Here is a 25,735-nt window from a genome sequence, read left to right on the forward strand (position 1 = left end):
CTGTATAAGTATTGAATCAAGTGCTCTTTTTGCAATATTGTCGAGGTTGATTATTTTTTTTGAATGAAAATGACCAAATGACGTTTTCGGTCAAATAGTTTAGGAGTGAGGATATTATATGATTAAAGCTGAGTGGCTGAAGATCTTTAAAACAAGAAAAATGCTTGTGTCAATCATTGCTGTATTATTTATTCCAGTAATGTATGCGGGTATGTTTTTATGGGCGTTTTGGGATCCTTATGCGGGGCTTCCTAATCTTCCAGTAGCTGTTGTTAATGAGGATACTGGTGCTGAGATGGATGGCGTTAAATTAGACTTAGGGGATACCTTGGTCGATAAATTGATAGATAGCGAGCAATTTAACTTTATAGAAGTTTCAAAAGAGGAAGCTGAAAAAGGCTTAAATAGTCGTGACTATTATATGATTTTAGAAATTCCAACAAATTTCTCTGAACATGCAACAACACTATTAGATGACAAACCATCAAAATTAGTAATGAACTACATTCCAAACGAGGGATTGAACTTCCTTGGTGCTCAAATTGGTGAGACTGCAATGGATCGTGTACGCGCTGAAGTAAATTCTCAAGTATCAGCGACTTATGCTGAAAAATTATTTGATTCAATTGCAACACTTGGAGATGGCTTTACAGAAGCTGCAGATGGCTCAAATAAGCTAGATGAGGGTGCACAAAAAGTAGCGAATGGTGCAAAAGATTTAAAAGGATATCTGGAGCAACTAGCATCGAGCACAGTTGAACTATCAAATGGTACTGATAAATTAACAAAAGGTGCAGGAGATGCCGCAAAAGGCGCGAATGACTTATCTAGTGGTTTAGTCAAACTACAAGATGGTACTGTTCAATTACAACAGGGTGCACAGCAAGCTGCAAATGGAGCAACGAGCCTTGAACAGGGGTTATCACAATATACACAAGGTGTTGCAAAAGTTGGTGCTGGTTTAAACACTTTAAACGACAAACAACAGCAAATTAGTGCAGGTGCAGCATCTATTGCTGAGAATGCCGGTGCATTGAATGGTGCGGCAACTCAATTAACAGCAGGATCTGCAAAAGTAGAGGCAGGCATTACAGCCCTATCAAATCAATTACAAACGATGATGGCTTCAATGCCTGAAGAGCAAGCAGCAGCGTTGAAACAAACATTAGCGGAACTACAGGCAGGTAGTGCTAGTGTGCATAACGGTTTAACATCTTTATCAGCTGGTACAGAAAAATTACAAGCTGGTGCCAATCAAGTAAGCTCTGGGGCAACTCAAATTGCAGCAGGTCAAGCAGAAGTGCTAGCTGGTGCGAATGCATTAACAGCTAAAAGTAATGCTTTATTGGAAGGTGCAAAAGGTCTACAAGCAGGTAATGCTACATTAGCTGCAAAATTAGGTGAACTACATGCAGGTGTGAATACAGCTGTAACAGGTTCAAAAACATTAGCATCTGGTTTAAATGAATTAGCGAATGGTACAACAACATTAAATCAAGGTACTTCAACACTTGCTTCAAAATCTGGTGAGCTAGCACAAGGATCTGCAACACTTGCAGATGGTTCGACGGAGCTTGCAGATGGTACAGCTACTTTATCTGGTAAATTAGGTGAGGCTAGTGAAAAAGCAAATGAAGTTAAAGCAAATCAAGACACGTATGATATGGTAGGTAGTCCAGTTGAAGTTGAAAAAGAGTCTGTAAACCATGTTCCTAACTATGGTACAGGTTTTGCACCGTACTTTATTTCTCTAGGTTTATTCGTAGGTGCATTATTAATTTCAATTGTGTTCCCACTTGTTGAACCTGCTATTCGTCCTAAAAACGGGGCATCTTGGTTTACAAGTAAAGTGACTGTACTAGCAGTCGTAGGTTTAGTGCAAACATTACTAACAGTAGTTATTGTCAAATGGGGTCTAGGCCTCGAAGTGAATAACATGGGCTACTTTATTTTAACAGCCTTATTAACAAGCTATGTATTTTTAGCCTTAATCCAAATGCTTGTTTCGATCTTTGGTGACCCTGGTCGTTTCATGGCAATTGTTGTACTAATTTTACAATTAACAACAAGTGCAGGTACATTCCCATTAGAATTAATACCTTCACCATTACAAGTATTTAACAAGCTATTACCGATGACATATACAGTTCAAGCATTTAAATCAAGTATTTCTACTGGTGATACGTCATTCTTAATGCAAAACTATGGAGTACTAGCTGGCTTCTTAGTAGCATTCTTAGCGATCACATTTGGTTACTTTATGCTACTGCACAATAAACGTTACTCTAAAGTAGCTGAAGAAAACTAATCATGAAGCACTCACCTAATGTACGGTGAGTGCTTTGTTGTTCATAGGGGTTATGTAATAATTCTTCAGCCTCAAATGACATAAATAAAAACGAAGCTATCTATAGAAATTTTATGAAAAAAAGTATGGATTTCCATTGCGGCCATTTGTTTTTAAGTAGGTGAGCTGCTCCCTCTGGACGCTGGCAGAACGGAAATCCCCCTTCCCTTGCCAAAAGGTCTTTCTCTGCTAGTGATTGTCTTTTTCAAAAACATAAAAACAACAGCTGATATGAGCGTATCAGCTGTTGTTTTTTGTAAGTGTAAGAGATTTAATTAAGGGTTCATCAAAATATGATGAAGGGTGTCATGATTGCTACGTGTGGGGCACGTATATGACTATATCAGAATAGGCAAATGCTTATAGGTGGTTACATTTTTCACAAGTGTTGCTGTAGCATTCGCTTTGTTCTTCCATTTTTTCACCGCACTCAGTACATTGCTTAGCAGGTAAATTCTTGAAAAATTCAACTACGTTTTCTAACATTGTGGACTCCTCCTTTAAGTTCATCTGTACTATTACTGTTTTGATATTTTCTAGTGTATTATAACAGATGCTTTTCGTCAACACAAAATGCCTAATTTACTGTAAAATAAATATGGATATTTTGTGAAGGAGGAAACGTGAACTATGATTTTCGTTGATAATAAAGGGATCCATGATCCACGCATTAATCTTGCTATTGAGGAGTATTTGTTAAAAACAATGGACGTTGAGAAAGAGCCAGTGCTCCTTTTCTACATTAATCAACCGTCTATCATCATCGGTAAAAACCAAAATACGATTGAAGAAATCAATACAGACTATGTAGAGGACAATGGCATTATTGTTGTGCGCCGTCTTTCAGGTGGTGGTGCTGTTTATCATGATTTAGGCAATCTTAACTTCAGCTTTATTACAAATGATGATGGCGATAGCTTTATGAACTATAAAAAATTCACGCAACCAGTCGTTGACGCTCTAGCAAAAATGGGTGTGAATGCAGAGCTCTCAGGACGTAATGATATACTAGCAGAGGGACGTAAAGTTTCAGGAAATGCTCAGTTCTCTACAAAAGGACGTATGTTCAGCCATGGTACATTGATGTTTGATACAGAAATCGATGCGGTTGTCTCAGCCTTAAAGGTCAAAAAGGATAAAATCGAATCAAAAGGTATTAAATCAATTCGCTCTCGAGTAGCAAACATTTCAGAGTTTTTAAAAGAGCAAATGACAGTTGAGGAATTCCGTCTTGAAATTTTAAAATCCATTTTTGGCGGGGAAGAAAATATTCGTTATTATGAGCTAACCGAAGATGATTGGGCAAATATCCACAAGCTATCAGAGGAACGCTATCAAACATGGGAGTGGAATTTTGGGAAATCACCACGCTTTAATATTCAAAAAACACACCGATTCCCAACAGGAGGCATTGATATTCGCCTAGAAGTAAATCATGGTGTGATGGAAGAAGTGCATATTTTTGGAGATTTCTTTGGTGTCGGTGATATGGCTGATATAGAACAGCGCTTAGTTGGGACAAACTATGACAGAGCGGCAATTGCTAAGGCATTAGCAGACATTGATATCCCTACATATTTTGGTGGAATTTCAACTGAGGACTTTTTACAATTAATTTATTAAGGAAAATACGGTTTCATGTAATGTTTTAGCCTAAAGGTTCGCTGACAATTATGTCGTCGAACCTTTTTTTGATACAATATAGAAAGAAAGGAGTGTTGATATGGAAAAGCATCGAATATTCATAGTTGAAGATGATGTCAAGATTGCATCATTACTAGCGGAAACGCTTAGAAAATATCAATACGAAGTTGCAACAATTCAAGAATTTGATCATCTTATAGAAGAATTTACAGCATTTAATCCACATATGGTGCTGCTTGATATAAATTTACCCGCTTACGATGGCTATTATTGGTGTCGCCAGCTACGTCAGCATACAACATGTCCAATAATTTTCATTTCTGCACGCTCAGGAGAAATGGACCAAATCTTTGCACTTGAAAATGGGGGCGACGATTTTATTACAAAGCCTTTTAACTACGAAATTGTGTTGGCTAAAATCCGTAGTCATCTACGCCGTACATATGGTGAATATGCAGCAAGGCAAGAAGAACGGACAATCAAGCAAGGACAGCTTGTACTTCATTTAGAAAGAATGGAGCTACATAAAAATGATTTAGAAATTCCGCTTCAGAAAAAAGAATGTATCATCTTAGAGCTACTGATGGGCAATGCACCGAAAGTAGTTTCGCGTGAGCAATTGTTAGAGGAGCTTTGGGACGATCAAGCATTTGTCGATGAAAACACTTTGAATGTGAATATGACCCGAGTTCGAAAAAAATTAGCGGATTATCATATATCGTCAACAATCGAAACGGTACGTGGTGCAGGCTATCGATTCATATTAAGTGCAGGTGAGCTATAGTGGGCTGGAAGCTTTTTTTACGTGATTATGCATCATTTATTGTGTTCCAGCTCTTATTAGTTGGCTTCATCATGGTTATCTATGCACTCGACGGTTTTCGAAATATTGATACGGCTATTTATTCCTTTTGTATTAGCCTTGTGCTATTAGCATCCTTTTTACTTGTCCGCTATTTAATGCGGCAACGCTACTTATTGAAGATAACTCAGCTTCCATCAGCAATGGAGGATGTGCTACAAAAAAATGCAAAAACGCCAGAAGCTATACAAACCGAGAAGTATATGCATGAATTGTATCGACTTTATCAACATGAGCTGCATGCTTTATATGCAAGTCAAAAAAGGCATGATCAATTTATGAACCAGTGGGTCCATCAAATGAAAACACCTATTTCAGTGATTGAATTATTATTACAAGATGACCGACCTCTTGATAAAAAGAATGTTCAGGAGGAAATCGATCGCTTGCGTAGAGGGTTGGACATGGTACTTGTTAATGCACGCCTAGAAAATTTTGAGGATGATATGCAAGTAGAGCGAGTTGCGCTAAAAGGTATTGTAACTGCAACTGTTAATGAAAATAAACGTTTATTTATTACGAAAAGAGTTTTCCCGGAAATTCATATTGACGACGATCTAATTGTTGCCAGTGATTCAAAATGGCTTCGTTTCATTCTTGGACAATTTATCACCAATGCAGTGAAATACACGTTTGAAGCCAATAAAAAAATTGTTATTTCTGCCATTGAAAAGGATGACTATGTACAACTTGCGATTTGTGATGAGGGTATTGGGATTCCAGCTTCCGATCTTTCTCGTGTTACGAAAGCCTTTTTTACTGGCGAAAATGGGCGGAAAACAGGTGAATCAACTGGAATGGGCCTTTATTTAGCCAAAGAAATCTGTGAAAAGCTAGGGCATGAGCTGGCTATTACATCAGAGGTAGGAAAAGGGACGATTGTGACAGTAACATTTACAAATTAGGGGGCACTAGGATGGTAGAGGTACGTATATTAGATTGGAAACTAACAATTGATAAGGAGAAAACAAATGCGCTTTATATGACACATCTGCAAGCGGGAGATCCATTAGCCTATCAAAATTTTATCCTGGCAAATGAAAAGTTAGATGAAGAACTACTGCATTTTTCAAAGAGCCTTGGGTTAAACTTACAGCAACCAACATTATTGAATGCTTTTCCTGTAGACGGTCAACAGATTATGTATAGTGGGTATTATACTGTATGTGGGGAAATCGTAGAGGGAGAAATGGATGCTTGGGATGTAATTATTGGAGAGCATTGCTTTAGTTTAGTAGAGGAAGAGTCAATACTGGCTTTAACAGAGCCTCATTTTCACATTGGTTTTGAGGTCGTTTTACAGTGGCTTTTACCTCAATCCTTAGAATTAATGAAGAAATAAGGTGAATGAAGTATGCCTATTTTACAAATTAAAGATGTGACAAAAGTGTACGAAGGTAAAGTAACGCATCGTGCATTAAATCAATTGAGCTTTGACGTGGAAGAAGGCGAGTTTTTAGCTGTTATGGGGCCCTCAGGAAGCGGTAAAACGACATTGTTGAATATTATTTCGACCATTGATGAACCAACTAGTGGAGAAATCATTTTAGATGGAATGAATCCACATAAGTTGAATGCAACAGAGCTTGCCTATTTTAGAAGAAGACAGCTTGGCTTTGTGTTTCAGGATTTCAATCTTTTGCATATGCTGACGGTCGAGGAAAATATCGTGTTGCCCTTAACGTTAGATCAACAGCCGCTAGAGGTAATGGAGGAGCGTCTGGCAAGTATTGTAGAAAAGCTAGATTTAACTTCCTTCCTTCATAAACGTCCAAATGAAATATCTGGGGGACAGGCACAAAGAACAGCAATTGGTCGTGCGCTTATTCATAATCCTAGTCTCATTTTAGCGGACGAACCTACAGGTAATTTAGATTCAAATTCTTCACGTGATGTGCTTGAACTATTGACAAAAGTGAATCAGGATAAACAAACGACAATCGTGATGGTCACGCATGATCCAATTGCAGCAAGTTATTGTGATCGAGTGTTATTCATTAAAGATGGTGAATTTTTTAATGAAATTTATCGAGATGACCGCCGTCAGATGTTTTTCCAACGTATTTTAAATGTTTTGAGCTTACTAGGAGGAGGGCAAGTAGGTGACCTTTCGACAATTCGCTTACCGTAATGTCGTGCGGAACAGCCGGATATATGGCGCCTTTTTCATGGCAAGCTTTTTTTCTGTGGCTGTATTTTTTATCTATTCCATGCTGATGTTTCACCCTGATATTGAACGTGGGATATTAGGGGAGATGTCTCTCATTGGGATGGTGGGGGCTGAAATTGTTCTCGTCCTGTTTACATTATTCTTTTTATATTATTCCATGAGTGCCTTTTTAGAGGCCAGATCACATGAATTTGCTATTTTATTGCACTTGGGAATGGAAAAACGTCAGATGAATAAACTTGTCTTTTTAGAGACAATGATTATAGGAACAGGCTCCATTATTGTAGGGATTGTCTTTGGTTTCTCCTTTTCAAAATTCTTTTTTATGATTGTTCGGGAAATTTTACATTTAGAAGATTTACCACTCTATATTTCATGGGAGCCATTTTTATTAACGATTGGTGTTTTCACAAGTGCATTTTTCGTCATTTCCTTTATTAGTGTGTATTTTACACGAGAGAGAAAATTACGAGATCTTATAAAAGGCAGTGATTATTTAAATAGCTTAACAACGTATTCCAAAATACGAGCTTTCTATGGTATTGCTTTAATTGTAACGACGTATATTCTCGCGTTTGTTGTCGGACATACATCACTAATTGGGCTAACGCTGTTAATACCATTTTCCGCAACATTTGGCACCTATTATTTTTTCAGTGATTCTGTACCTTGTTTTTTAGATTTAGCACGTGGGAAACGCAAATATCATTGGCAACGCTACCGTCTACTATCGCTAGCAGAACAAACGCATATAATGATGGATAACGTGAAAATGTTTTTCGTTGTGACGATGGTATCGACACTTGCATTTTTATCTGTTGGTGTTTTAGCAACAATGTCCTCCTATACAACGCAATATGATCGATTAAATCCACTCGGGCTGGTTTATAAAGGGGATGTCGATAATCCATATGAACGGGAGCATATCAATTCTTTAAGGCTGCAATTAGAGGAGAAAGGTTTATCTTATCAGCTATCCCGTTTTATTGTTGTGAAGCAAACCTCCTCTTTCACTCGAAATGAAGTGGAGGTTTTTCGAGAGTCCGATATGAATGTCCTGCTTTCTTCCTACAGTTATCCATTATTGAATCTGGAAGCAGGTGAGGCAGTATTCATTCCTTATTCGGAGGATTCCCTAAAAAAATTAAAAGATCGAGTTGTGCATACTGTTTTAGAAGAAAACAATATACCGCTCACTATTGATAGTGTCTATCCAAAAATAGTGTTTCCAGGCTCGATTGTCAGTGTCAATTCGATTGTCATTAGTGATGAAGACTTCGCGAAGCTTATTCATCCGATTTCCGATCAAGACATTATTCAACCAAGCTATCATCTATTTACATTTGTTATTCCTCAATGGATGGAAACGAAGGATATTGGTAAGGATATCGATCATCTAGAATCCAATTTATATTTTATTAAAAAGGATAAGTTTAGCCCTTTTTACTTTGAAAATGCAGGATTAAATTATTCTTATATACTAGCTACCTACTCATTATTTACATTAGTGGGTGTTTTAGTAGCCACTGTATTTTTACTTGCAGCTGGTAGCTTTATCTATTTTAAATTGCATACATCCCTCGAACGTGAAAAGCGTAAATTTGATGTATTAAAACGTATGGGTTTAACAGATACAGAGTTAAAAAAGCTAGTTAATCGCCATTTGTTTCCCCAATTCTTTTTACCTTGGGGTGTTGCGATGATGCATAGTGCCTTTGCTTTTCTAATGGTTCAAGGCATTTTAAGGGACATTGCGAATATATCGATTGTAAAAGAAGTATTCTTTGCTTTTGGCTTTTTTGTATTAATACAAGTGGTTTATTTTTATTTAATTCGATGGCGCTATATCTCCCATATTCGCTCATGAACTAATGGTTTAAAAGAGAAAAAAATGAATTATTTAACGTAATTTATGACATGAGATAAAAAGACTCATTGTTTTTTAGATATATTTCTTATATAATATTACTGAATAACGATTCATTTTATACGATAAGGGGATGGTGTAATTGAATTTAGTTTCACGTGTTCGTCAACAGGCAGCAGAACAACCTGAAAAAGTGGCGTATCATTTTATGGGGAAAGATACGACTTACGGGGAATTTGAGCATACAGTTGGCCGCTTTGCAAAAGGATTACAAGATTTAGGCGTTGAAAAAGGGGATCATGTGGCGTTTTTACTCGGCAACACGCCACACTACTTAATTGCACTCTATGCAACAATGCGCTTAGGGGCAACAGCAATACCTGTTAATCCAATCTATACACCGGATGAAATTTCTTACATTTTGCATAATGGAGATGTAAAAGCAGTCATTGCTCTGGATATGTTGCTACCCTTGGTTGAAAAAGGTGTACAAGCATTTCCACAGGTAAAAACATTTATAGTTTGTGAAACCACACCAGATATAGCGGAAAAAGTGGCAGCTTTATCACCACAAGCACAAGAAAAAACACATTTATTTACACATGTAATCGCCAAAACCACTCAATCTTTACAACCTGTTGAAGTTGCAGAGGATGACAATGCTATTATTTTATATACTTCAGGAACTACAGGTAGTCCAAAGGGAGCCATGCTGACACATGGCAATGTGTACTCAAATGCACGTGATGTTGCGCATTATTTAGGCATTAATGCAGAGGACCGTGTTATTGCGACACTACCTGTATTCCATGTATTTGCCTTAACGGTAGTGGTGAATGCGCCTTTATTAAGTGGGGCAACAGTTTTACTTGCACCACGCTTTAGCCCTAGCGAAATTTTCGCTTTAGCACGAGAGCAAAAAGCAACGGTATTTGCTGGTGTTCCTACTATGTATAATTTCTTGTACCAATTACCTGAGGGCAATCCTGAAGATTTCTCGACAATTCGTTTAGCTATTTCAGGTGGTGCCTCCTTGCCTGTTGCGCTATTACATAATTTCGAACAGAAATTTAATGTGCGTGTGTCAGAGGGCTATGGCTTATCCGAAGCTTCACCCGTGACATGTTTTAACCCACTAGATCGTGATCGTAAAGCTGGCTCTATTGGAACATCCATTAGCAATGTTGAGAATAGAGTTGTTGATGTAAATGGTCAGGAAGTTCCTGTGGGCGAAGTTGGAGAGCTAATTGTACGTGGTCCAAATGTGATGAAGGGATACTATAAAATGCCTGAAGAAACGGCGATGGCGATTCGTGACGGCTGGCTCTATACAGGAGATTTAGCAAAGGTAGATGAAGAAGGGTATTTTTACATTGTCGATCGTAAAAAGGATATGATTATTGTAGGGGGCTTTAATGTTTATCCTCGTGAAGTAGAGGAAGTGCTGTTTGCCCATAATAATATTGTAGAAGCAGCAGTGGTAGGCTTCCCAGACCCTAACTTAGGGGAAGCAGTACATGCCTATGTTGTGCTGAAAGAAGTAGCTGCTACTACAACAGATGATCTACTATCCTATTGTGCTAAACATATGGTGAAGTATAAGGTTCCGAAAGTAATTGAAATACTGGATGAACTACCAAAAAACACAACAGGAAAAATATTAAGACGCTCATTAAAAGAGAAAGTTTAAACGAGAAAAGCTACTATTGAAAAATGGTAGCTCTTTTTTTGTACATTATTCGTATAATAGTAAAATCAGTTGAGAGTAGATGTCTGTAAGTGATAAAATCAAACTTGTGAAATCTTCTACATACTTTTCAAGAGCTTGTCATATAGTGAGGAAGTAATGTAAAAAGACGTACAAAACTGGAACCCTTTGAGGTGAAGCCACGTCAAAACTTTTAGGTAAAAATACTATTGAAAGAGAGCATACAAAAACATGTTAGAACTCATTAAGGAGTTAATAAGTTTTATTGTGCATATCGATGTGCATTTAGAAGAAATTATTCGTGATTTTGGCAATTGGAGCTATCTTATTTTATTTGCGATTGTTTTTGTAGAAACAGGGGTTGTTATTTTCCCATTCTTACCTGGTGATTCCTTGTTATTTGCAAGTGGAACATTAGCTGCGGCAATGGGCGCATTCGATATGTGGATTTTAATCCCTGTATTTTTAGCAGCAGCTATTTTGGGAGATACGATGAACTATCATATTGGACATAAGGTAGGGACATCTATTCCGCCAAAGAGCCTCCTCGGTAGAGTTGTTAAGAAAGAGCGTATGGAAGCAGCTGAAAAATTCTTTAATACACATGGTGGGAAAACGATCGTAATCGCACGTTTCATGCCATTTATTCGTACATTTATCCCGTTTGTGGCGGGTGCAAGTAAAATGAAATATAGTTATTTCTTATTTTATAATATTTTTGGTGCAATTTTATGGGTATTCAGTTGTACGTTATTAGGTTACTTCTTTGGGAATATTCCAATTATTAAAGATAACTTCTCTGTTGTATTGATTTTGATTATCTTTATATCAGTTGTGCCTGCAGTGATCGGTGCAATTAAATCCAAAGTCGGTAAATAATATGGACAGTCCTTAAGTGATTCATCATCACAGGGACTGTCCTTTCTTTATTATTTGCTGAAAAAGCAAAGTTGGCATGTTAAGTTAGCTTGAAGTATAAGCATCAGGTCGTAAAAAATGTTATACTATAAATTACTAGAAAATGGAGAAATGGGGGGCAATGGAATGGAAGTATTCATTGGCAGACAGCCTATATTTAATCTTCATGAGCAAGTCGTTGCATATGAATTGTTATACCGTAGCAAAAATGTAAATGCCTTTCCAATGGTCGATTCAGATGCAGCAACGATTGATGTACTTGTGAACTCATTTCTTTCAATTGGTTTTGAAGAGGTAACGAAAGGTAAGCCTGGCTTTGTTAATTTTACTGAAAACTTATTGATGAGCTCTATACATGAATTTTTAAATCCCTCACAGGTAGTGATTGAGATATTAGAGGATGTTCCACTTACCTCTCAATTAGTGGAGCGTGTAATTGAGCTAAAAAAACAGGGGTTTCAAATTGCCTTGGATGATTTTATGATGGATGATCAAGTGGAAGTTTATGATGAATTATTTGAACAAATTGATTATATTAAGGTGGATTTTTTAGCTTCTTCCATCGTAAAAAGAATGGAAATCGAAAATAAAGTTAAGGAGAAATTTCCACATATTCAATTGCTCGCTGAAAAGGTAGAGACGCGTCATCAATTTGAAGTCGCTAAATCCTCAGGCTATGTGTTATTTCAAGGTTATTTTTTTGAACAACCGCAAATAATACGAGCAACAGACATTCCAGCAAATGCGATTCAATATATTCACATTATCTCTTTACTAAAAGAGGAAGAACCAAATATTCATTTGTTAGCGGAAAATATTGAACGTGATATTTCATTGACATACAAATTATTGCAAATGATTAATAACTCATCTAAACGTTCTAAATCTAAAGTGCGCTCCATCAAGCAAGCGATTGTGTTATTGGGCGTATCCAATTTACGAAAATGGATTTATTTATTGGCCATGCGTGAAATTGATATTGATGCTGATTCTGATCTTTTTAAAGAAGTGATGTGTACGTCTTTATTCCGAGCTAAGGTTTGTGAAAAACTAGCTAAGCTTGCTTATAAAAAGAATTTCTCAGAATATTTTTTAGTCGGCATGTTTTCTCTAATTGATACATTACTTCAAAGACCGATGAATGTTATTTTACAGCAGCTACCATTCTCAGAGGCTATTACGAATACCATTTTAGGCTTTGAAACGGAAATGACCCCATATTTGGAGTTTAGTATTGCGTTAAGTAAACTTGATTGGCCACGATTAGAAGAGCTAGCTGTACAGTTGAATATTCAGTTAGTTGACATTGATATTTTATATTATGAAGCCATCGAATGGGCAGAAAAATCATTTTAAACCAAATCAACAAAAGCTATCTTATTGAATACTGTAAGATAGCTTATTTTATATCTTCCTCAATCTAGTATCCCTTCATCATGATGAAGTTCTCAATGCTAAAAGTATTTGCTATAATCATCTCGTCTTTAAAAAATTCTGATAGTTGAAGTGGGCGTGGGGAAATGAAACATGATGTGAGAGATAGCATTGTGGAGTATGTGTATGTCATTGTAGGAGCGGCAATAATTGCTATTGGTTTTAATGTCTTTTTATTACCAAATCAAGTCGCTTCAGGTGGGGTAAGTGGAATAAGTACGATTTTGCATGGTTTATTTGGTTGGAATCCGGGAATTGTTCAGTATGCATTTAACATTCCGCTTTTTATTGCTGGTGTTTTATTATTGGGCAAAAAATTTGGAATAAAATCCTTTATTGGGACAATTACATTACCTTTTATCGTCTTATTAACAAATAGCTGGGAGCCGTGGACTGATAATCCTTTATTGGGTGCTCTTTTTGGTGGAATTGTTGTTGGCCTAGGAATAGGACTGGTCTTTAAGGGGAATGCTTCAACTGGTGGCACTGATTTACTGGCGCAAATCATTACGAAGTTTACAGGATTGTCGCTTGGAACAAGTGTGCTGTTAATAGATGGCGTTATCGCAATTAGTGCAGCAATTGTTTTTGACTTAGAAAAAGGTTTGTATGCTCTGATTGGACTTTATGTTACCACAAAAACGATTGATATTATTCAGCTAGGTTTTAGTCAGTCAAAAATGGTCTATATCATTACATTGAAACAAGATGAGGTAAGGGAAGCCATTTATGCTGAAATTAATCGTGGTGTAACGAAGTTACCAGCAATTGGAGGGTATACAGGAGAAGCACGACCAGTTCTGATGGTTGTTGTTTATCAAACAGAATTCACAAAGCTGAAACAACTCATTAAAAGCGTTGACCCATCAGCGTTTGTTATCGTTTCTGATGCATATGAGGTATTAGGAGAAGGTTTCAAACGTGCATAATTTTGGTATAATGGCGGCGTAAGATATTTATTATGAGGAGGGGTACTAATGAAAAAAGCAATGTTAACATTAGTGTTCGGATCAGCAATCTTCTTAGCAGCATGTGGCGGCGGAGATAAAACTGCATCTAATAATGGTAATGAAACTGCTACAGAGCCAGATGGCGAAGCAATAGCGATGAAATCTTGTGTTACTTGTCATGGTGGCGAGCTACAAGGTGCAAATGGTCCAGCATTAAATGATGTAGGTTCACGTTTGTCTGAATCAGAAATTTTAGATATTATAAATAATGGTAAAAACGGCATGCCTGCAGGATTAGTAAAAGGTGCAGATGCTGAAGCTGTTGCTAAATGGTTAGCAACTCAAAAATAATTGCTTTTTAAAAACTAGCGGGCTGGAGAGCCGCTAGTTTTTTTAGTGCAAGTAAACGCTGTATTGAGAGTAAATACATTTCTTTTACACATAGACATGCTAAAATAAGATGAACCTTATCCATTGATTGGAGGCTTTTTCATTGGTCGTAGTATTAACAAGAGATGTTATGGAGAAATTTAAATTAGAGTTATTAGCTGGTGAAGAAGGAATAGGCAGGACAATTGTGACAAGTGATATCTCAAGACCAGGGCTTGAGATGGCAGGATACTTTACTCATTATCCAGCAAATCGAGTACAATTGCTTGGCAAGACTGAACTTTCCTTTTTTGAAATGCTACCAGCGGATGTTAAGCTTGAGCGTATGCGTTTACTTTGTTCACAGGATACACCTGCTATTATTATTTCTAGAGATTTAGAAGTACCAGAGGAACTTATTCAGGCCTCAAACGAAAAGCATGTACCTGTGTTTAAAACACATATGACAACAACCAAATTTTCGAGTAGATTGACGAACTACTTAGAGGGGCGCTTAGCTCCAATGACAGCAGCACATGGTGTACTTGTCGATGTGTATGGCATTGGTGTGCTTATAATCGGTAAAAGCGGCGTAGGTAAAAGTGAAACAGCACTTGAGCTTGTAAAAAAGGGTCATCGTTTAGTTGCTGATGATTGTGTTGAAATTCGTCAAGAATCAGAAAACCTATTAATTGGAAGCCCTCCACCTTTGTTAGAGCACTTATTGGAAATACGAGGCATCGGCATTATTGACATTATGACACTCTTTGGTGCAAGTGCAGTACGCCCCTATAAACGTATTACCCTCATCATTGAGCTCGAAATATGGGATCCACAAAAAGTTTATGATCGATTGGGCTTAGAAGAAGAAAAAATGAAAATAATTGACACGGAACTAACAAAACTAACAATTCCAGTAAGACCTGGACGCAATGTCTCCGTTATTATTGAAGTGGCAGCGATGAACTATCGTTTAAAGAAAATGGGCGTCAATGCGGCAGAGGAATTTTCAAGACGTTTAGATGAAGTGATTTCATCAAATGATGTGTTAGACGATTAAAAAGCGAACAACATTGTTCATGACATATTGAGAGGAGTAGAAGATGGATTTATTACTATTGCAAATTGACCCGATTGCCTTTCATTTAGGACCAATTCCAGTTCGTTGGTATGGATTGCTAATTGTGTCGGGAATCATTTTAGCCTATATTGTTGGGCAAAGAGAGGCCGTTAAGCGAGGTCTGCCTGAAGACTTTCTTGCAGATTTATTATTATGGGCAGTTCCTATATCCATTATCTGTGCACGTATTTACTATGTGTCAATGCGATGGGATTACTATAGTGAAAATCCAGGCAAAATCATAGAGATATGGAATGGTGGTATTGCCATCCATGGTGCACTCATCGGGGCATTTGTCACAGCTTACATATATACTCGTATAAAAAATGTAAGCTTTTTACGAGTAGCAGATATTGCAGCACCTAGTATTTTAATCGGGCAGATTATTGGTCGATGGGGCAACTTTATGAACCAAGAGGCCTATGGTGGCGAGGTATCGAAAGCATTTTTAGAAAACCTAATGCTACCAGACTGGATTATTAATCAAATGTATATTGAAGAATTAGGTTCATATGTTCATCCCACTTTTTTATATGAATCGATTTGGAACCTAATTGGGCTTATTATTCTATTAGTTTTGCGTAAAGTGAACTTACATCGTGGAGAAATATTCTTTAGCTATTTAATTTGGTATTCAATTGGTCGTTTCTATATCGAAGGAATGCGCACAGATAGCCTTTACTTAGTGGGAGATTTACGTTCAGCACAGGTTGTATCCATTATCGGTATTGTAGTTGGTCTAGGTGCAATTATTTATCGTAGAATAAAGGTGAAACCAGCCGTAAAATACTTGGATAATAAATAAGGGGTTGTAAAAGATGGCTGTTAAGGCACTACTATTTGATTTCGATGGGACTTTACTAAATACAAATGATTTAATCATTCAAACATTTATGCATGTATTAAATGAGCGATTTCCCGGGCAATATTCGCCAAAAGATTGCCTGAAATTCATTGGTCCATCATTGAAACAGACATTTAATGACATTGCACCAGGTGAAGAAGACGATTTGATAGAGATGTATCGCGCTTGGAATATTGCACACCATGATGACCTAGTCAGCCAATATCCTGATGTTGTGTCAACTCTAGAGCAGTTAAAAGCTCAAGGTATAAAATTGGCTATTGTTTCGACGAAACGTAATGAGACCATCGATCGTGGACTTGCTATTCTTGGTGCAACGCATCTATTTGATGTGCGTATTGGTACAGATGATGTGAACAATGTGAAGCCTGATCCAGAGCCAGTATTGCTTGCGTTGGAACGATTAGGGATAGAAAAAGACTATGCGATTATGATTGGTGATAATTCGCACGATATTGAAGCTGGACATCGTGCTGGTGTAAGAGCAGCGGGTGTTGCTTGGGCAATTAAGGGAGAGGCTTACTTACAGCAGTATCAACCAGAATATATGTTGCAGCATATGTCAGATTTATTTGATATTGTGAAAGAGGGGTAAGGTAGATGGCGCGTAAGACAGAACGTTACCGTGTCGAAGGAGCCAATTCACTTTGGAATATATATGACACGGTGTCCTTTTGGAAGGTGATGAAGTGTTTCATTGTCATTCAAATTGGACGCTTCACACCATTTTTACGTGTGAAAAACTGGCTATATCGTACTTTTTTAAACATGACTATTGGTAAGCAAACGTCATTAGCCTTAATGGTCATGCCAGATACCATGTTTCCTGAACGTATTTTCATTGGAGACAATACTGTGATTGGTTTTAATACTACCATTTTAGCGCATGAATATTTAATAGAGGAATATCGCTTAGGTGATGTTCATATCGGAAAAGAAGTAATGATAGGGGCAAATACAACTATTTTACCAGGTGTAACAATTGGTGATGGTGCCATTGTTTCAGCTGCCACTCTTGTACATAAGGATGTGCCAGCAGGCTGTTTAGCAGGGGGTAATCCAATGCGAATAATATATACTGCTGAACAAATGGCTGAGCGCAAACGTAATGAGGCTGTAGAGTGGTGTACACCAAAGAAATAATAAAAACTCACGTAGTATAGTGATATACTTCGTGAGTTTTTTGCATAAAAAGCTACTCCCAAAAACACTAGGTTTTGGGAGTAGCTTTTACTGTTTAAGCAAGAGCTGCGTCATAATCTGATTTGAATTCACAAGTGTCATGATCACCTAAGCAAGTTGTTTCAACAAAAGTTGATTTAATTGCAGTCCCATCAATGTCTTCAGTTGTGTGAAGTGTTACCTTGTCACCAGGATAAAACTCGCCTTTACAAATACTAACGATCATTTGCTCACTAAGTTGTACGAATGGACATGCCATAATAAATCCCTCCAATGCGTAATGTATATGGTTCTTTTTGTTATTAATGCTATTCTATATTAAGTTTTTTGAAATGTAAAAAGTAAAATAGAATGAGAGTAATAATCAATAAATGTATTGATATAAAAGTATTATTGATGATAATGAGATTGAGAATCATTTTAAGTGATTGGTTAAAAATAATTATATAGATATAATTATTGGATTTCGATATTGAGAATACTCTATTGAAAACTCTTTATTTTTATCAATGATTTGTTAAGAGAGAATCATTATCAATTTTTAGCGAATACTTAAAGTGATTAAAAATTGGTTTGTCACAATTTAGACATATTCTCATTGTCACTAAAGTATTTTGTCAAATTATAAGTAAAATGAGTCATGCTTTTTTTGGAAGTCTTTGCAATTCAATGTGTATAATTAACAGAATAATAAGTATTTAAAGATTTCGATAATTAATAAGGATATCGTTGACTGTATTAATGAAATAAGTTAAAATTCTTTCATAATCTAATTCTCTAATACTCTAGTGAATTAAAGTAAAATGTGAGGAAGTGTCCATATGTCGTCGATAAAAATGTTTGAAAAGCCACTTGGAATGCGCGATACATTCCCGCAAATCTATGAGAAAGTTGAAGCAGTTAGACATGCGGGCAGAGACTTTTTATATAAAAGGGGTTATGAGTTTATTAAAACGCCTGCGGTGGAGTATTTCGATACAGTGGGGAAGGCTTCAGCGATTGCTGATGCTCATTTATTTAAGCTAGTGGATAGCCAAGGAAATACGTTAGTGCTGCGACCTGACATGACTACACCGATTGCTCGAGTAGCTACATCGAAGCTATTAAAGGAAATGATCCCACTACGTCTTGCCTATTTTGCAAGCGTTTTTCGAGCTCAGGAAGCAGAGGGAGGCAGGCCGGCTGAGTTTGATCAAATGGGGATTGAGTTAATAGGTGATCAATCAGTTTTTGCTGATGCAGAAGTTATTGTAACAGCAATGGAGCTATTAAAGCATTTTAAATTGGAAGAGTTTAAAATCACAATTGGACATGCTGGTATATTAAATTGCATTTTACAAGATTACACAGAGAGTATCGAACAGCAAACAACGCTTAGAACATTGCTTGTCCAACGAAATTACGTAGGGTTTGAAGAAGCAGTAGAGTCATTTGATCTGCCTAAAGCTAAATCCGATGCCCTCTTACAATTTATTGAAGAAGCCATGAATGTCAGAGATATACGAGATATTGAAAAATATGTCCGCAAAAATGATGCATTAGAATATATGCAACAACTTGCTCAACTACTTGAAATGGCTGATTTAGCTGATTATGTAGCTTTCGATTTCACACTTTCGAGTCATATGAGTTATTACACGGGTATGCTATTTGAAGTATTTGCTGTGGGAAGTGGCTTTTTATTAGGAAATGGTGGTCGTTATGATGGCTTGTTAGAAGTTTTTGGTTCAAAGGTTGGTGCTACAGGATTTAGTATTCGTGTGGATCGTTTATTAGAAACATTAAACGGGCAATCTGTGAAACGACAGGAAGCAACAGTTGTTCTTTTTGAAGAAGAACAATTTGAGGAAGCTTTACTAAAGGTTAAAAATTTACGAGCAGCAGGAAAATTAGCTACTTTGCAGTTACGTAGTAGTCTAGTCGATGAGGCGGCTTTTTTAGCATACTTTACAGAAGTGGTGGTAGTTGGACAGGAGGAAGTTGGCGGTGAATGAATTAACGATTGCAATGCCCAAAGGAAGAATCTTTGAAGAGGCATATCAAATGTTGTTAGAGGCAGGTTTTAATTTACCAGAAGAAGTAGAAATGTCACGTAAATTAATGATTGAAATACCAGAGGAAAAAATTCGCTTTATTTTATCAAAGCCAATGGATGTTCCTGTCTATGTTGAACATGGTGTTGCTGATATTGGTATTGCTGGTAAGGATGTTTTGTTAGAGCAACAGCGAGAAGTGCACGAATTACTTGATTTGAAAATTAGTAATTGCTATATCGCTTCTGCAGGCCTACCAAACACCCCCATGAATGAGATTGCGCCTAGAATTGCTACGAAATATCCGAATATTGCCATGAAGTACTACAAAGGCATTGGAGAGCAAGTGGAAATTATCGAGCTCAACGGTTCTATTGAATTAGCACCAATGATTGGCTTAGCTGATCGAATTGTCGATATTGTTTCTACAGGTCGTACATTAAAAGAGAATGGCTTAGTAGAATATGAATTTATTACGGCTGTCTCTTCTCGATTAATTGCAAACCCTGTAAGTTATCGTATGAAAGGTGAGCGTATTATTGATCTTGTGAGGCGGTTAAAGAAATGTGTAAATGAGCAGAAAAAGTAATCATTTGTAGCTACATATGAAGGACTAAAGGGGATTAATCCTATGAAAATAACAAAGCTTGAAAAAGGCATTTCCTTAAAAAGACCACTTGAAGGAGGAAATGAAGAACAAATAAAAGTTGTACGACAAGTGCTTTCGGATGTTAAGACACAGGGAGATGCGGCGTTACGCACCTATACTGAGCGATGGGATGGCTATGTCCCTAAAAATTTACGTGTCTCTGAAGAAGAAATACAAGAAGCAGTAAGTGAACTCGATCCTCAATTATATAAGGACTTAGCGGAAGCAGCAGAAAATATTCGTTTTTATCATGAACAACAGATACGTTCAGGGTATCACCTAGAACTGGGAGATGGTTCTTGGTTAGGCCAACGGGTAACAGCTTTAGATGCAGTAGGACTATATGTTCCAGGTGGTACAGCTGCCTACCCTTCATCAGTCTTGATGAATGTAATACCAGCGCAGGTCGCAGGGGTGAAACGTATTGTTATTACTTCACCTGCAGGGCCAAATGGGAAACTACCAGCAGGTGTACTTGTGGCGGCTCACCTTTTAGGGATTGATGAGATTTATAAAGTTGGTGGGGCACAAGCAATAGCTGCACTTGCCTATGGCACGGAAACAATTTCCCCAGTCGATAAAATAACAGGTCCAGGAAATATTTATGTGGCACTTGCCAAACGTGAGGTATTTGGAGAAGTAGCCATTGATATGATTGCGGGACCGAGTGAAATTGCTGTGCTGGCTGATGACACAGCCTATCCTGATGAAATTGCTGCAGACCTTTTATCACAAGCAGAGCATGATCCACTAGCTTGTTCAATTCTTGTCACAACCTCAGAGCAATTAGCCAAAAAAGTAGCTGAGGAAGTAGAGAAGCAGCTGCTGAACTTACCGCGTCAAGAAGTAGCTCGTGCCTCCATAGAGAAATTTGGGGTAATTTATGTAGCTGAAACATTGGCAGATGCAGTGGAAGCCATTAATTCATTAGCACCGGAGCATTTAGAAATTGTGATGGAAAATGCGGAGGCGTTAGCTGAGCAAATAAGACATGCTGGTGGTATTTTTATAGGTCGGTATAGTTCTGAGCCAGTTGGTGATTATTTTGCAGGGACCAATCATGTACTTCCAACTAATAGTACGGCTCGTTTTGCAAGTGGCTTAAATGTTGATGATTTTGTGAAAAAATCAAGTATTGTTTACTATAGTGAAAAAACCTGGAGAGACAACGCACCAAAAATTGCACGTTTAGCGCGTATGGAAGGCTTAGAGGGCCATGCTCGTGCAGTGGAATCACGTGGATGGGAGAAGGAATAGGACGATGACAGAAAAGAAACGATATGCAAAGATAGAGCGTACAACGAATGAAACGCAAATTTCTGTAGCAATTGATTTAGATGGTGAAGGCAAGGCAGATATCCAAACAGGCGTGGGGTTTATGGACCATATGCTTGACTTATTTATTAAGCATGGACTATTTAATGGCACAATACATGCAAATGGCGATACTTATATTGATGATCACCATACAACAGAGGACCTTGGTATTGTATTAGGACAGGCTGTTCGAGAAGCACTTGGTGATAAGAAAGGCATAAAACGCTATGGTAACGCCTTTGTACCGATGGATGACGCACTAGCTCAGGTAGTGGTCGATTGCTCGAATCGACCTCATCTAGAGTACCGTGTGCCAGCATTAAAAGAAAAAGTAGGAACGTTTGATACAGAATTAGTGCATGAATTTTTATGGAAATTTGCCCTTGAGGCAAGGATGAATGTTCATGTAATTGTACCTTATGGTCAGAATACACATCACATTATTGAGGCAATTTTCAAAGCATTAGCACGTGCGATTGATGCCGCAGTGGAAATTGACCCACGTGTTAAAGGCGTACCATCGACTAAGGGGCTGTTGACGTGAAAATAGGTGTCATTGATTATGGAATGGGTAATTTATTTAGTGTGGAGCAGGCATTAAAAAGGCTAGGCTGTGAAGTTATTATAACTGCTGATGAGAAGGCATTAGATACAGCTGACGCACTTTTATTACCAGGGGTGGGTGCATTCCCTGATGCCAGAAAGCGTTTAGCTGAAACAAACTTAGATCAATATTTACAGAAGGCACAAAGAGAAAACCGTCCACTTTTAGGAATTTGTCTAGGTATGCAATTATTATTCGAGCAAAGTGATGAAGTAACCCCAACAAAAGGGCTAGGGTTTTTCAAGGGGTGTATTAAACGCTTTAGTGGTAGCCAAGAGGGCAAAGCATACAGAGTACCGCATATGGGGTGGAATGAACTAATTGTGACAAATCGTCCTGCATGGTTACACAATGAAGTATCAGCGAAGCATGTCTATTTTGTTCACTCCTTTTATGCAACAGATATCGTAGAATCAGAGCTTGTTGCCTATGCTGATTACTTCGGCATTCAAGTACCTGGTATTGTGATGAATGGTTCTGTGACTGGCATGCAATTTCACCCTGAAAAATCAGGGGAATTAGGTGTTTATTTATTAGAGCAATGGTTGGAAGGTGTGAAGGCATGCTAACAAAACGTATTATTCCATGTCTTGATGTGAAAGAAGGTCGTGTTGTAAAAGGTATACAATTTGTCTCTATCCGAGATGCAGGAGATCCAGTGGAGCTTGCGAAGTTCTATGATGAACAAGGAGCAGATGAGCTTGTATTTTTAGATATTTCTGCATCACATGAAGGTCGAGAAACGATGGTAGATGTGGTTCGTCAAACAGCGGCTACGCTTGCCATACCCTTTACTGTTGGCGGAGGTATTCGTACGTTGGATGATATGAAGCGTATTTTACGAGCAGGTGCTGATAAAGTTTCAGTGAATACATCCGCGCTGGAAAGACCTGCCCTTATACAGGAAGGCTCTGATTACTTTGGCGCACAATGCATTGTTGTAGCAATCGATGCTCGCTATAGTGAGGAAGATAGCACATGGATGGTTTATACGCATGGTGGTCGCAACAAAACCCCTTGGTCAGCCATTGAGTGGGCCAAAGAGGCTGTACGCTTAGGAGCTGGTGAGATTTTATTAACAAGTATGAATCAAGATGGAGAAAAATCAGGCTTTGATTTAGCCTTAACCAAAGCAGTGCGTGAAGCTGTGACAGTCCCTGTGATTGCTAGTGGTGGAGCGGGACATGCCGAACATTTTTACGAAGTATTAGCACAAGAGGTAGATGCAGATGCTGCACTAGCAGCCTCTATCTTCCATTATAAAGAAACAAGTGTAGCGCAAGTAAAGGAATACTTACGTGAAAAAGGAGTGGCAGTAAGATGATAGAGAACATTCAATTTGATGAGAGAGGTCTTGTTACAGCTGTAGTACAAGATGCCAATACAAAAGAGGTATTAACAGTAGCTTATATGAATAAGGAGTCATTAGCTAAAACAATTGATTCAGGGGAAACTTGGTTTTATTCTCGTTCCCGTCAAGAGCTTTGGCATAAGGGAGCAACAAGTGGCCATACACAACAGGTGGTTTCAATCAAAGCGGATTGCGATCAAGATGCTTTAATAGTGGAGGTTCTACCGACAGGGCCAGCATGTCATAATGGGACAATTTCTTGCTTCACTGAGGTTATTCAGCAAAAAGAGAAGGTAGGCTCTGTGGACATCGTTTCTAAACTTGCTCGTGTCATCGAAAAGCGAGAGCAGGAAATGCCAGAAGGAGCGTACACTACATATTTATTTGATAAGGGAATTGATAAAATCTGTAAAAAGGTTGGGGAAGAAGCAACAGAGGTGGTCATTGGTGCCAAAAACCGAGATGCTGAGGAAGTAAAATGGGAGGCAGCTGATTTAATTTATCACCTACTCGTATTATTACAAGAACAAAAAGTAAGCATTTATGATGTTCTGCATGTGTTGGAAAAACGTCACGAGGAGAAATAACAGCATATTATTGATTGTGTGGTATAATAGGAGTTACTGTGTAAAGGAACGTAGAATACGTTCCTTATTTCTTGTTTCGGAGGAAATATATTGGAAAAGAAACGTCAAAATGAGACTCAATCGAATATAGTGTCGTTCATTCCAACAGGCGACTATTATTATAAGAAATCAATTCAAGCAATGAACAGTGGACAAATGAATAAAGCCTATAAATATTTACAGCGTGCGGTAGATTTAAGTCCCGACGATCCAATGATTATCTTGCAGTTAGCCATAGTAGAGTTAGAAGGTCAACGTTTTGAGGAAGCGTATGACCTACTTCGTCGCGCCTATCAAATTGATCCAGATAATCCAGAAATCATATTTTACATGGCAGAAGTATCAGGGTGTGTAGGAATCATGCATGATGCAAAACGCTTTGCAGAAGAATATTTAAAGCTAGAACCTGAGGGTGCTTATGCCGATGAAGCAGCAGAAATATTAGAGTTTGTCGCTTTTGAGCAAGATGATTTTGAAGAGCTTGAAGGCTCTGGTGAGGATTTATATCGTCAGGAGCAAGCTCGTCGTTGTATGGAAAAGGGAGATTTTCCTGAAGCTATTACTATTTTAGAAGATTTAATTGAAGATCGACCAGCATTTTGGTCAGCCTATAATAATCTAGCACTCGCTTATTTTTATGTTGGAGAAGAAGAGCAAGCAAAGGCTCTCTTGCATACAGTGCTACGTGAAAATAAGGGCAATCTACATGCATTATGCAATTTAACGGTAATTGCGTATTATGAAAAAAATGAAGATGATTTACAAGAACTGTTAAATGTTCTTGTTAAAATTCAACCCTATACTTGGGAGCATCGTTATAAACTTGGTGCTACCTTAGCCTTAATCGGCCAATATGAATTAGCCTATAAATGGTTGCGTAGCATGCAAAAGAGAGGCTATGTAGGAGATGCAGGATTTTACTTTTGGCTGTCACATGCTGCTTATTTCTCAGGACATGAGGAGATTTCGAAAAGTGCGTGGGACCAGCTTCTAGAGCTAGACCCAGACAAAGAGGGCTTCGAACCTTGGCGCCAACAAGAAAATGAATTTGGACTTGATGCATTGGAGCATGATCGTGATTTTATTGTTGAAAAATTAGAGAGCACTTATACGAGTGAGCGCATTTTTGGTTTATTTTTACTGAAAGGTACAGCGCATAAGCAAGAAATTATCGCCCATCCGAAATGGATTAATATTGAACAATTAGGCTCTTTTGAAAAATTGTTTTTAGCTTATGCACTTGGACATGAATTTGATAAGAAAAATAAAGTAGAAGCAAGCTTTTTACGATCAGTACAGGTCTCAGAAATTTTATTAGAACAATATGGAAAGCTATCATCATTGATTGTACCGCTGTTTCAAATGTGGTTTGTGCTATGTGAACAAGCTTTAATAGAAAATTATCGTTTTACAAATCCAACAGCAATTGCAGGAGCAAATGATTATTTATTCAGATCTTCACAAATGCTTAAAGTGACAAAAAAGGAAATTGCGCAGCAATATGGAGTTTCTGTATCTACTTTATCAAAGTATATTGACGAAATCTTAACGTTTTTGCCAAACAGTCATGATTAATGTGTGAGCAACATAGTTGAATAACTTTATACTTTCACATACGATGAACATACTAACGCTATCACCAATTTTTCCTTAGCGTCATTGATCTTCTTCTATAGATGACGTTATATGTATTGGTTGAATGAAGATAAAAAGTATTCT

At 37.7% G+C, this 25,735-nt stretch carries 26 protein-coding genes; 24 read left to right on the plus strand and 2 right to left on the minus strand.

The window, feature by feature from the left end; all coding sequences use genetic code 11:
• The first annotated feature begins 118 nt into the window (after positions 1 to 118).
• Positions 119 to 2,308, plus strand: a complete 2,190-nt coding sequence (locus ACHZEU_RS17810; RefSeq protein ID WP_112116625.1) for a YhgE/Pip domain-containing protein — start codon at positions 119 to 121, stop codon at positions 2,306 to 2,308.
• Between the two features lie 399 nt (positions 2,309 to 2,707).
• Here the strand turns inward: ACHZEU_RS17810 and yhfH are convergent, their stop codons facing one another.
• Complete coding sequence (gene yhfH, locus ACHZEU_RS17815) at positions 2,708 to 2,833, minus strand: protein YhfH (RefSeq protein WP_004230455.1); 126 nt, start codon at positions 2,831 to 2,833, stop codon at positions 2,708 to 2,710.
• Positions 2,834 to 2,977: 144 nt separating this feature from the next.
• On the opposite strand from yhfH, the gene ACHZEU_RS17820 reads away from it, so the two are divergent.
• From ACHZEU_RS17820 to ACHZEU_RS17890, 15 genes are all read left to right on the plus strand, one after another.
• Positions 2,978 to 3,970 carry a lipoate--protein ligase gene (locus ACHZEU_RS17820; RefSeq protein ID WP_048390817.1) on the plus strand — a complete coding sequence of 331 codons (993 nt, stop codon included), beginning with the start codon at positions 2,978 to 2,980 and terminating at the stop codon, positions 3,968 to 3,970.
• A 100-nt stretch (positions 3,971 to 4,070) separates the two neighbouring features.
• A complete protein-coding gene (locus tag ACHZEU_RS17825) occupies positions 4,071 to 4,775 on the plus strand; it encodes a response regulator transcription factor (protein WP_004230457.1) in 705 nt (234 codons plus the stop codon).
• A complete protein-coding gene (locus tag ACHZEU_RS17830; protein ID WP_048390819.1) occupies positions 4,775 to 5,758 on the plus strand; it encodes a HAMP domain-containing sensor histidine kinase in 984 nt (327 codons plus the stop codon). Before ACHZEU_RS17825 ends, ACHZEU_RS17830 begins: the two co-directional genes overlap by 1 nt.
• Before the next feature lie 11 nt (positions 5,759 to 5,769).
• The gene (locus ACHZEU_RS17835) at positions 5,770 to 6,195 is read left to right on the plus strand and encodes a hypothetical protein (protein WP_066037084.1); all 426 of its coding nucleotides are present in this window, start codon (positions 5,770 to 5,772) and stop codon (positions 6,193 to 6,195) included.
• Between the two features lie 12 nt (positions 6,196 to 6,207).
• A complete protein-coding gene (locus ACHZEU_RS17840; RefSeq protein WP_004230460.1) occupies positions 6,208 to 6,984 on the plus strand; it encodes an ABC transporter ATP-binding protein in 777 nt (258 codons plus the stop codon).
• Positions 6,956 to 8,890 carry an FtsX-like permease family protein gene (locus tag ACHZEU_RS17845; RefSeq protein WP_066037085.1) on the plus strand — a complete coding sequence of 645 codons (1,935 nt, stop codon included), beginning with the start codon at positions 6,956 to 6,958 and terminating at the stop codon, positions 8,888 to 8,890. Before ACHZEU_RS17840 ends, ACHZEU_RS17845 begins: the two co-directional genes overlap by 29 nt.
• Before the next feature lie 142 nt (positions 8,891 to 9,032).
• Entirely contained in the window at positions 9,033 to 10,580 is a 1,548-nt protein-coding gene (locus ACHZEU_RS17850) for a fatty acid--CoA ligase family protein (protein ID WP_048390826.1), read from the plus strand.
• A gap of 249 nt (positions 10,581 to 10,829) precedes the next feature.
• Positions 10,830 to 11,477 carry a VTT domain-containing protein gene (locus ACHZEU_RS17855; RefSeq protein ID WP_048390828.1) on the plus strand — a complete coding sequence of 216 codons (648 nt, stop codon included), beginning with the start codon at positions 10,830 to 10,832 and terminating at the stop codon, positions 11,475 to 11,477.
• Positions 11,478 to 11,642: 165 nt separating this feature from the next.
• Complete coding sequence (locus tag ACHZEU_RS17860; protein WP_326141242.1) at positions 11,643 to 12,872, plus strand: HDOD domain-containing protein; 1,230 nt, start codon at positions 11,643 to 11,645, stop codon at positions 12,870 to 12,872.
• 164 nt (positions 12,873 to 13,036) lie between these two features.
• A complete protein-coding gene (locus ACHZEU_RS17865; protein WP_004227970.1) occupies positions 13,037 to 13,879 on the plus strand; it encodes a YitT family protein in 843 nt (280 codons plus the stop codon).
• 48 nt (positions 13,880 to 13,927) lie between these two features.
• A complete protein-coding gene (cccB, locus tag ACHZEU_RS17870; RefSeq protein WP_048390832.1) occupies positions 13,928 to 14,251 on the plus strand; it encodes a cytochrome c551 in 324 nt (107 codons plus the stop codon).
• 142 nt (positions 14,252 to 14,393) lie between these two features.
• Positions 14,394 to 15,329, plus strand: coding sequence for an HPr(Ser) kinase/phosphatase (gene hprK / locus ACHZEU_RS17875; RefSeq protein ID WP_004227974.1), 936 nt, complete (start codon positions 14,394 to 14,396; stop codon positions 15,327 to 15,329).
• A 43-nt stretch (positions 15,330 to 15,372) separates the two neighbouring features.
• Positions 15,373 to 16,194 (plus strand): prolipoprotein diacylglyceryl transferase, encoded by an 822-nt coding sequence (gene lgt, locus ACHZEU_RS17880; protein ID WP_054549573.1) that lies wholly within the window; start codon positions 15,373 to 15,375, stop codon positions 16,192 to 16,194.
• A 13-nt stretch (positions 16,195 to 16,207) separates the two neighbouring features.
• Positions 16,208 to 16,849: a pyrophosphatase PpaX gene (gene ppaX / locus ACHZEU_RS17885; protein WP_048390836.1), complete on the plus strand. Its 642-nt coding sequence runs from the start codon at positions 16,208 to 16,210 to the stop codon at positions 16,847 to 16,849.
• Between the two features lie 5 nt (positions 16,850 to 16,854).
• Positions 16,855 to 17,397 carry a DapH/DapD/GlmU-related protein gene (locus ACHZEU_RS17890; RefSeq protein ID WP_054549572.1) on the plus strand — a complete coding sequence of 181 codons (543 nt, stop codon included), beginning with the start codon at positions 16,855 to 16,857 and terminating at the stop codon, positions 17,395 to 17,397.
• A 94-nt stretch (positions 17,398 to 17,491) separates the two neighbouring features.
• On the opposite strand, the gene ACHZEU_RS17895 is transcribed toward ACHZEU_RS17890, so the two are convergent.
• Entirely contained in the window at positions 17,492 to 17,695 is a 204-nt protein-coding gene (locus ACHZEU_RS17895) for a hypothetical protein (protein ID WP_054549571.1), read from the minus strand.
• Positions 17,696 to 18,257: 562 nt separating this feature from the next.
• On the opposite strand from ACHZEU_RS17895, the gene ACHZEU_RS17900 reads away from it, so the two are divergent.
• From ACHZEU_RS17900 to ACHZEU_RS17935, 8 genes are all read left to right on the plus strand, one after another.
• A complete protein-coding gene (locus ACHZEU_RS17900; protein WP_048390842.1) occupies positions 18,258 to 19,430 on the plus strand; it encodes an ATP phosphoribosyltransferase regulatory subunit in 1,173 nt (390 codons plus the stop codon).
• The gene (gene hisG, locus ACHZEU_RS17905; protein WP_115673011.1) at positions 19,423 to 20,058 is read left to right on the plus strand and encodes an ATP phosphoribosyltransferase; all 636 of its coding nucleotides are present in this window, start codon (positions 19,423 to 19,425) and stop codon (positions 20,056 to 20,058) included. The genes ACHZEU_RS17900 and hisG overlap by 8 nt, the downstream gene beginning before the upstream one ends.
• 42 nt (positions 20,059 to 20,100) lie before the next feature.
• A complete protein-coding gene (gene hisD / locus ACHZEU_RS17910; protein ID WP_328012825.1) occupies positions 20,101 to 21,375 on the plus strand; it encodes a histidinol dehydrogenase in 1,275 nt (424 codons plus the stop codon).
• 4 nt (positions 21,376 to 21,379) lie between these two features.
• Positions 21,380 to 21,979 (plus strand): imidazoleglycerol-phosphate dehydratase HisB, encoded by a 600-nt coding sequence (hisB, locus tag ACHZEU_RS17915; RefSeq protein ID WP_004227994.1) that lies wholly within the window; start codon positions 21,380 to 21,382, stop codon positions 21,977 to 21,979.
• The gene (gene hisH / locus ACHZEU_RS17920; RefSeq protein ID WP_404803595.1) at positions 21,976 to 22,608 is read left to right on the plus strand and encodes an imidazole glycerol phosphate synthase subunit HisH; all 633 of its coding nucleotides are present in this window, start codon (positions 21,976 to 21,978) and stop codon (positions 22,606 to 22,608) included. Before hisB ends, hisH begins: the two co-directional genes overlap by 4 nt.
• Positions 22,602 to 23,363: an imidazole glycerol phosphate synthase subunit HisF gene (gene hisF / locus ACHZEU_RS17925; RefSeq protein WP_066037088.1), complete on the plus strand. Its 762-nt coding sequence runs from the start codon at positions 22,602 to 22,604 to the stop codon at positions 23,361 to 23,363. The genes hisH and hisF overlap by 7 nt, the downstream gene beginning before the upstream one ends.
• On the plus strand, positions 23,360 to 23,977 hold the full coding sequence (gene hisIE, locus ACHZEU_RS17930) for a bifunctional phosphoribosyl-AMP cyclohydrolase/phosphoribosyl-ATP diphosphatase HisIE (RefSeq protein WP_048390853.1): 618 nt from the start codon (positions 23,360 to 23,362) through the stop codon (positions 23,975 to 23,977). Before hisF ends, hisIE begins: the two co-directional genes overlap by 4 nt.
• Positions 23,978 to 24,067: 90 nt before the next feature.
• Entirely contained in the window at positions 24,068 to 25,591 is a 1,524-nt protein-coding gene (locus ACHZEU_RS17935) for a tetratricopeptide repeat protein (protein ID WP_112116617.1), read from the plus strand.
• Positions 25,592 to 25,735: the final 144 nt, after the last annotated feature.

The organism is Lysinibacillus sp. S1, from assembly GCF_044986265.1.
In the GTDB taxonomy this organism is placed as follows: Bacteria; Bacillota; Bacilli; order Bacillales_A; family Planococcaceae; genus Lysinibacillus; species Lysinibacillus capsici.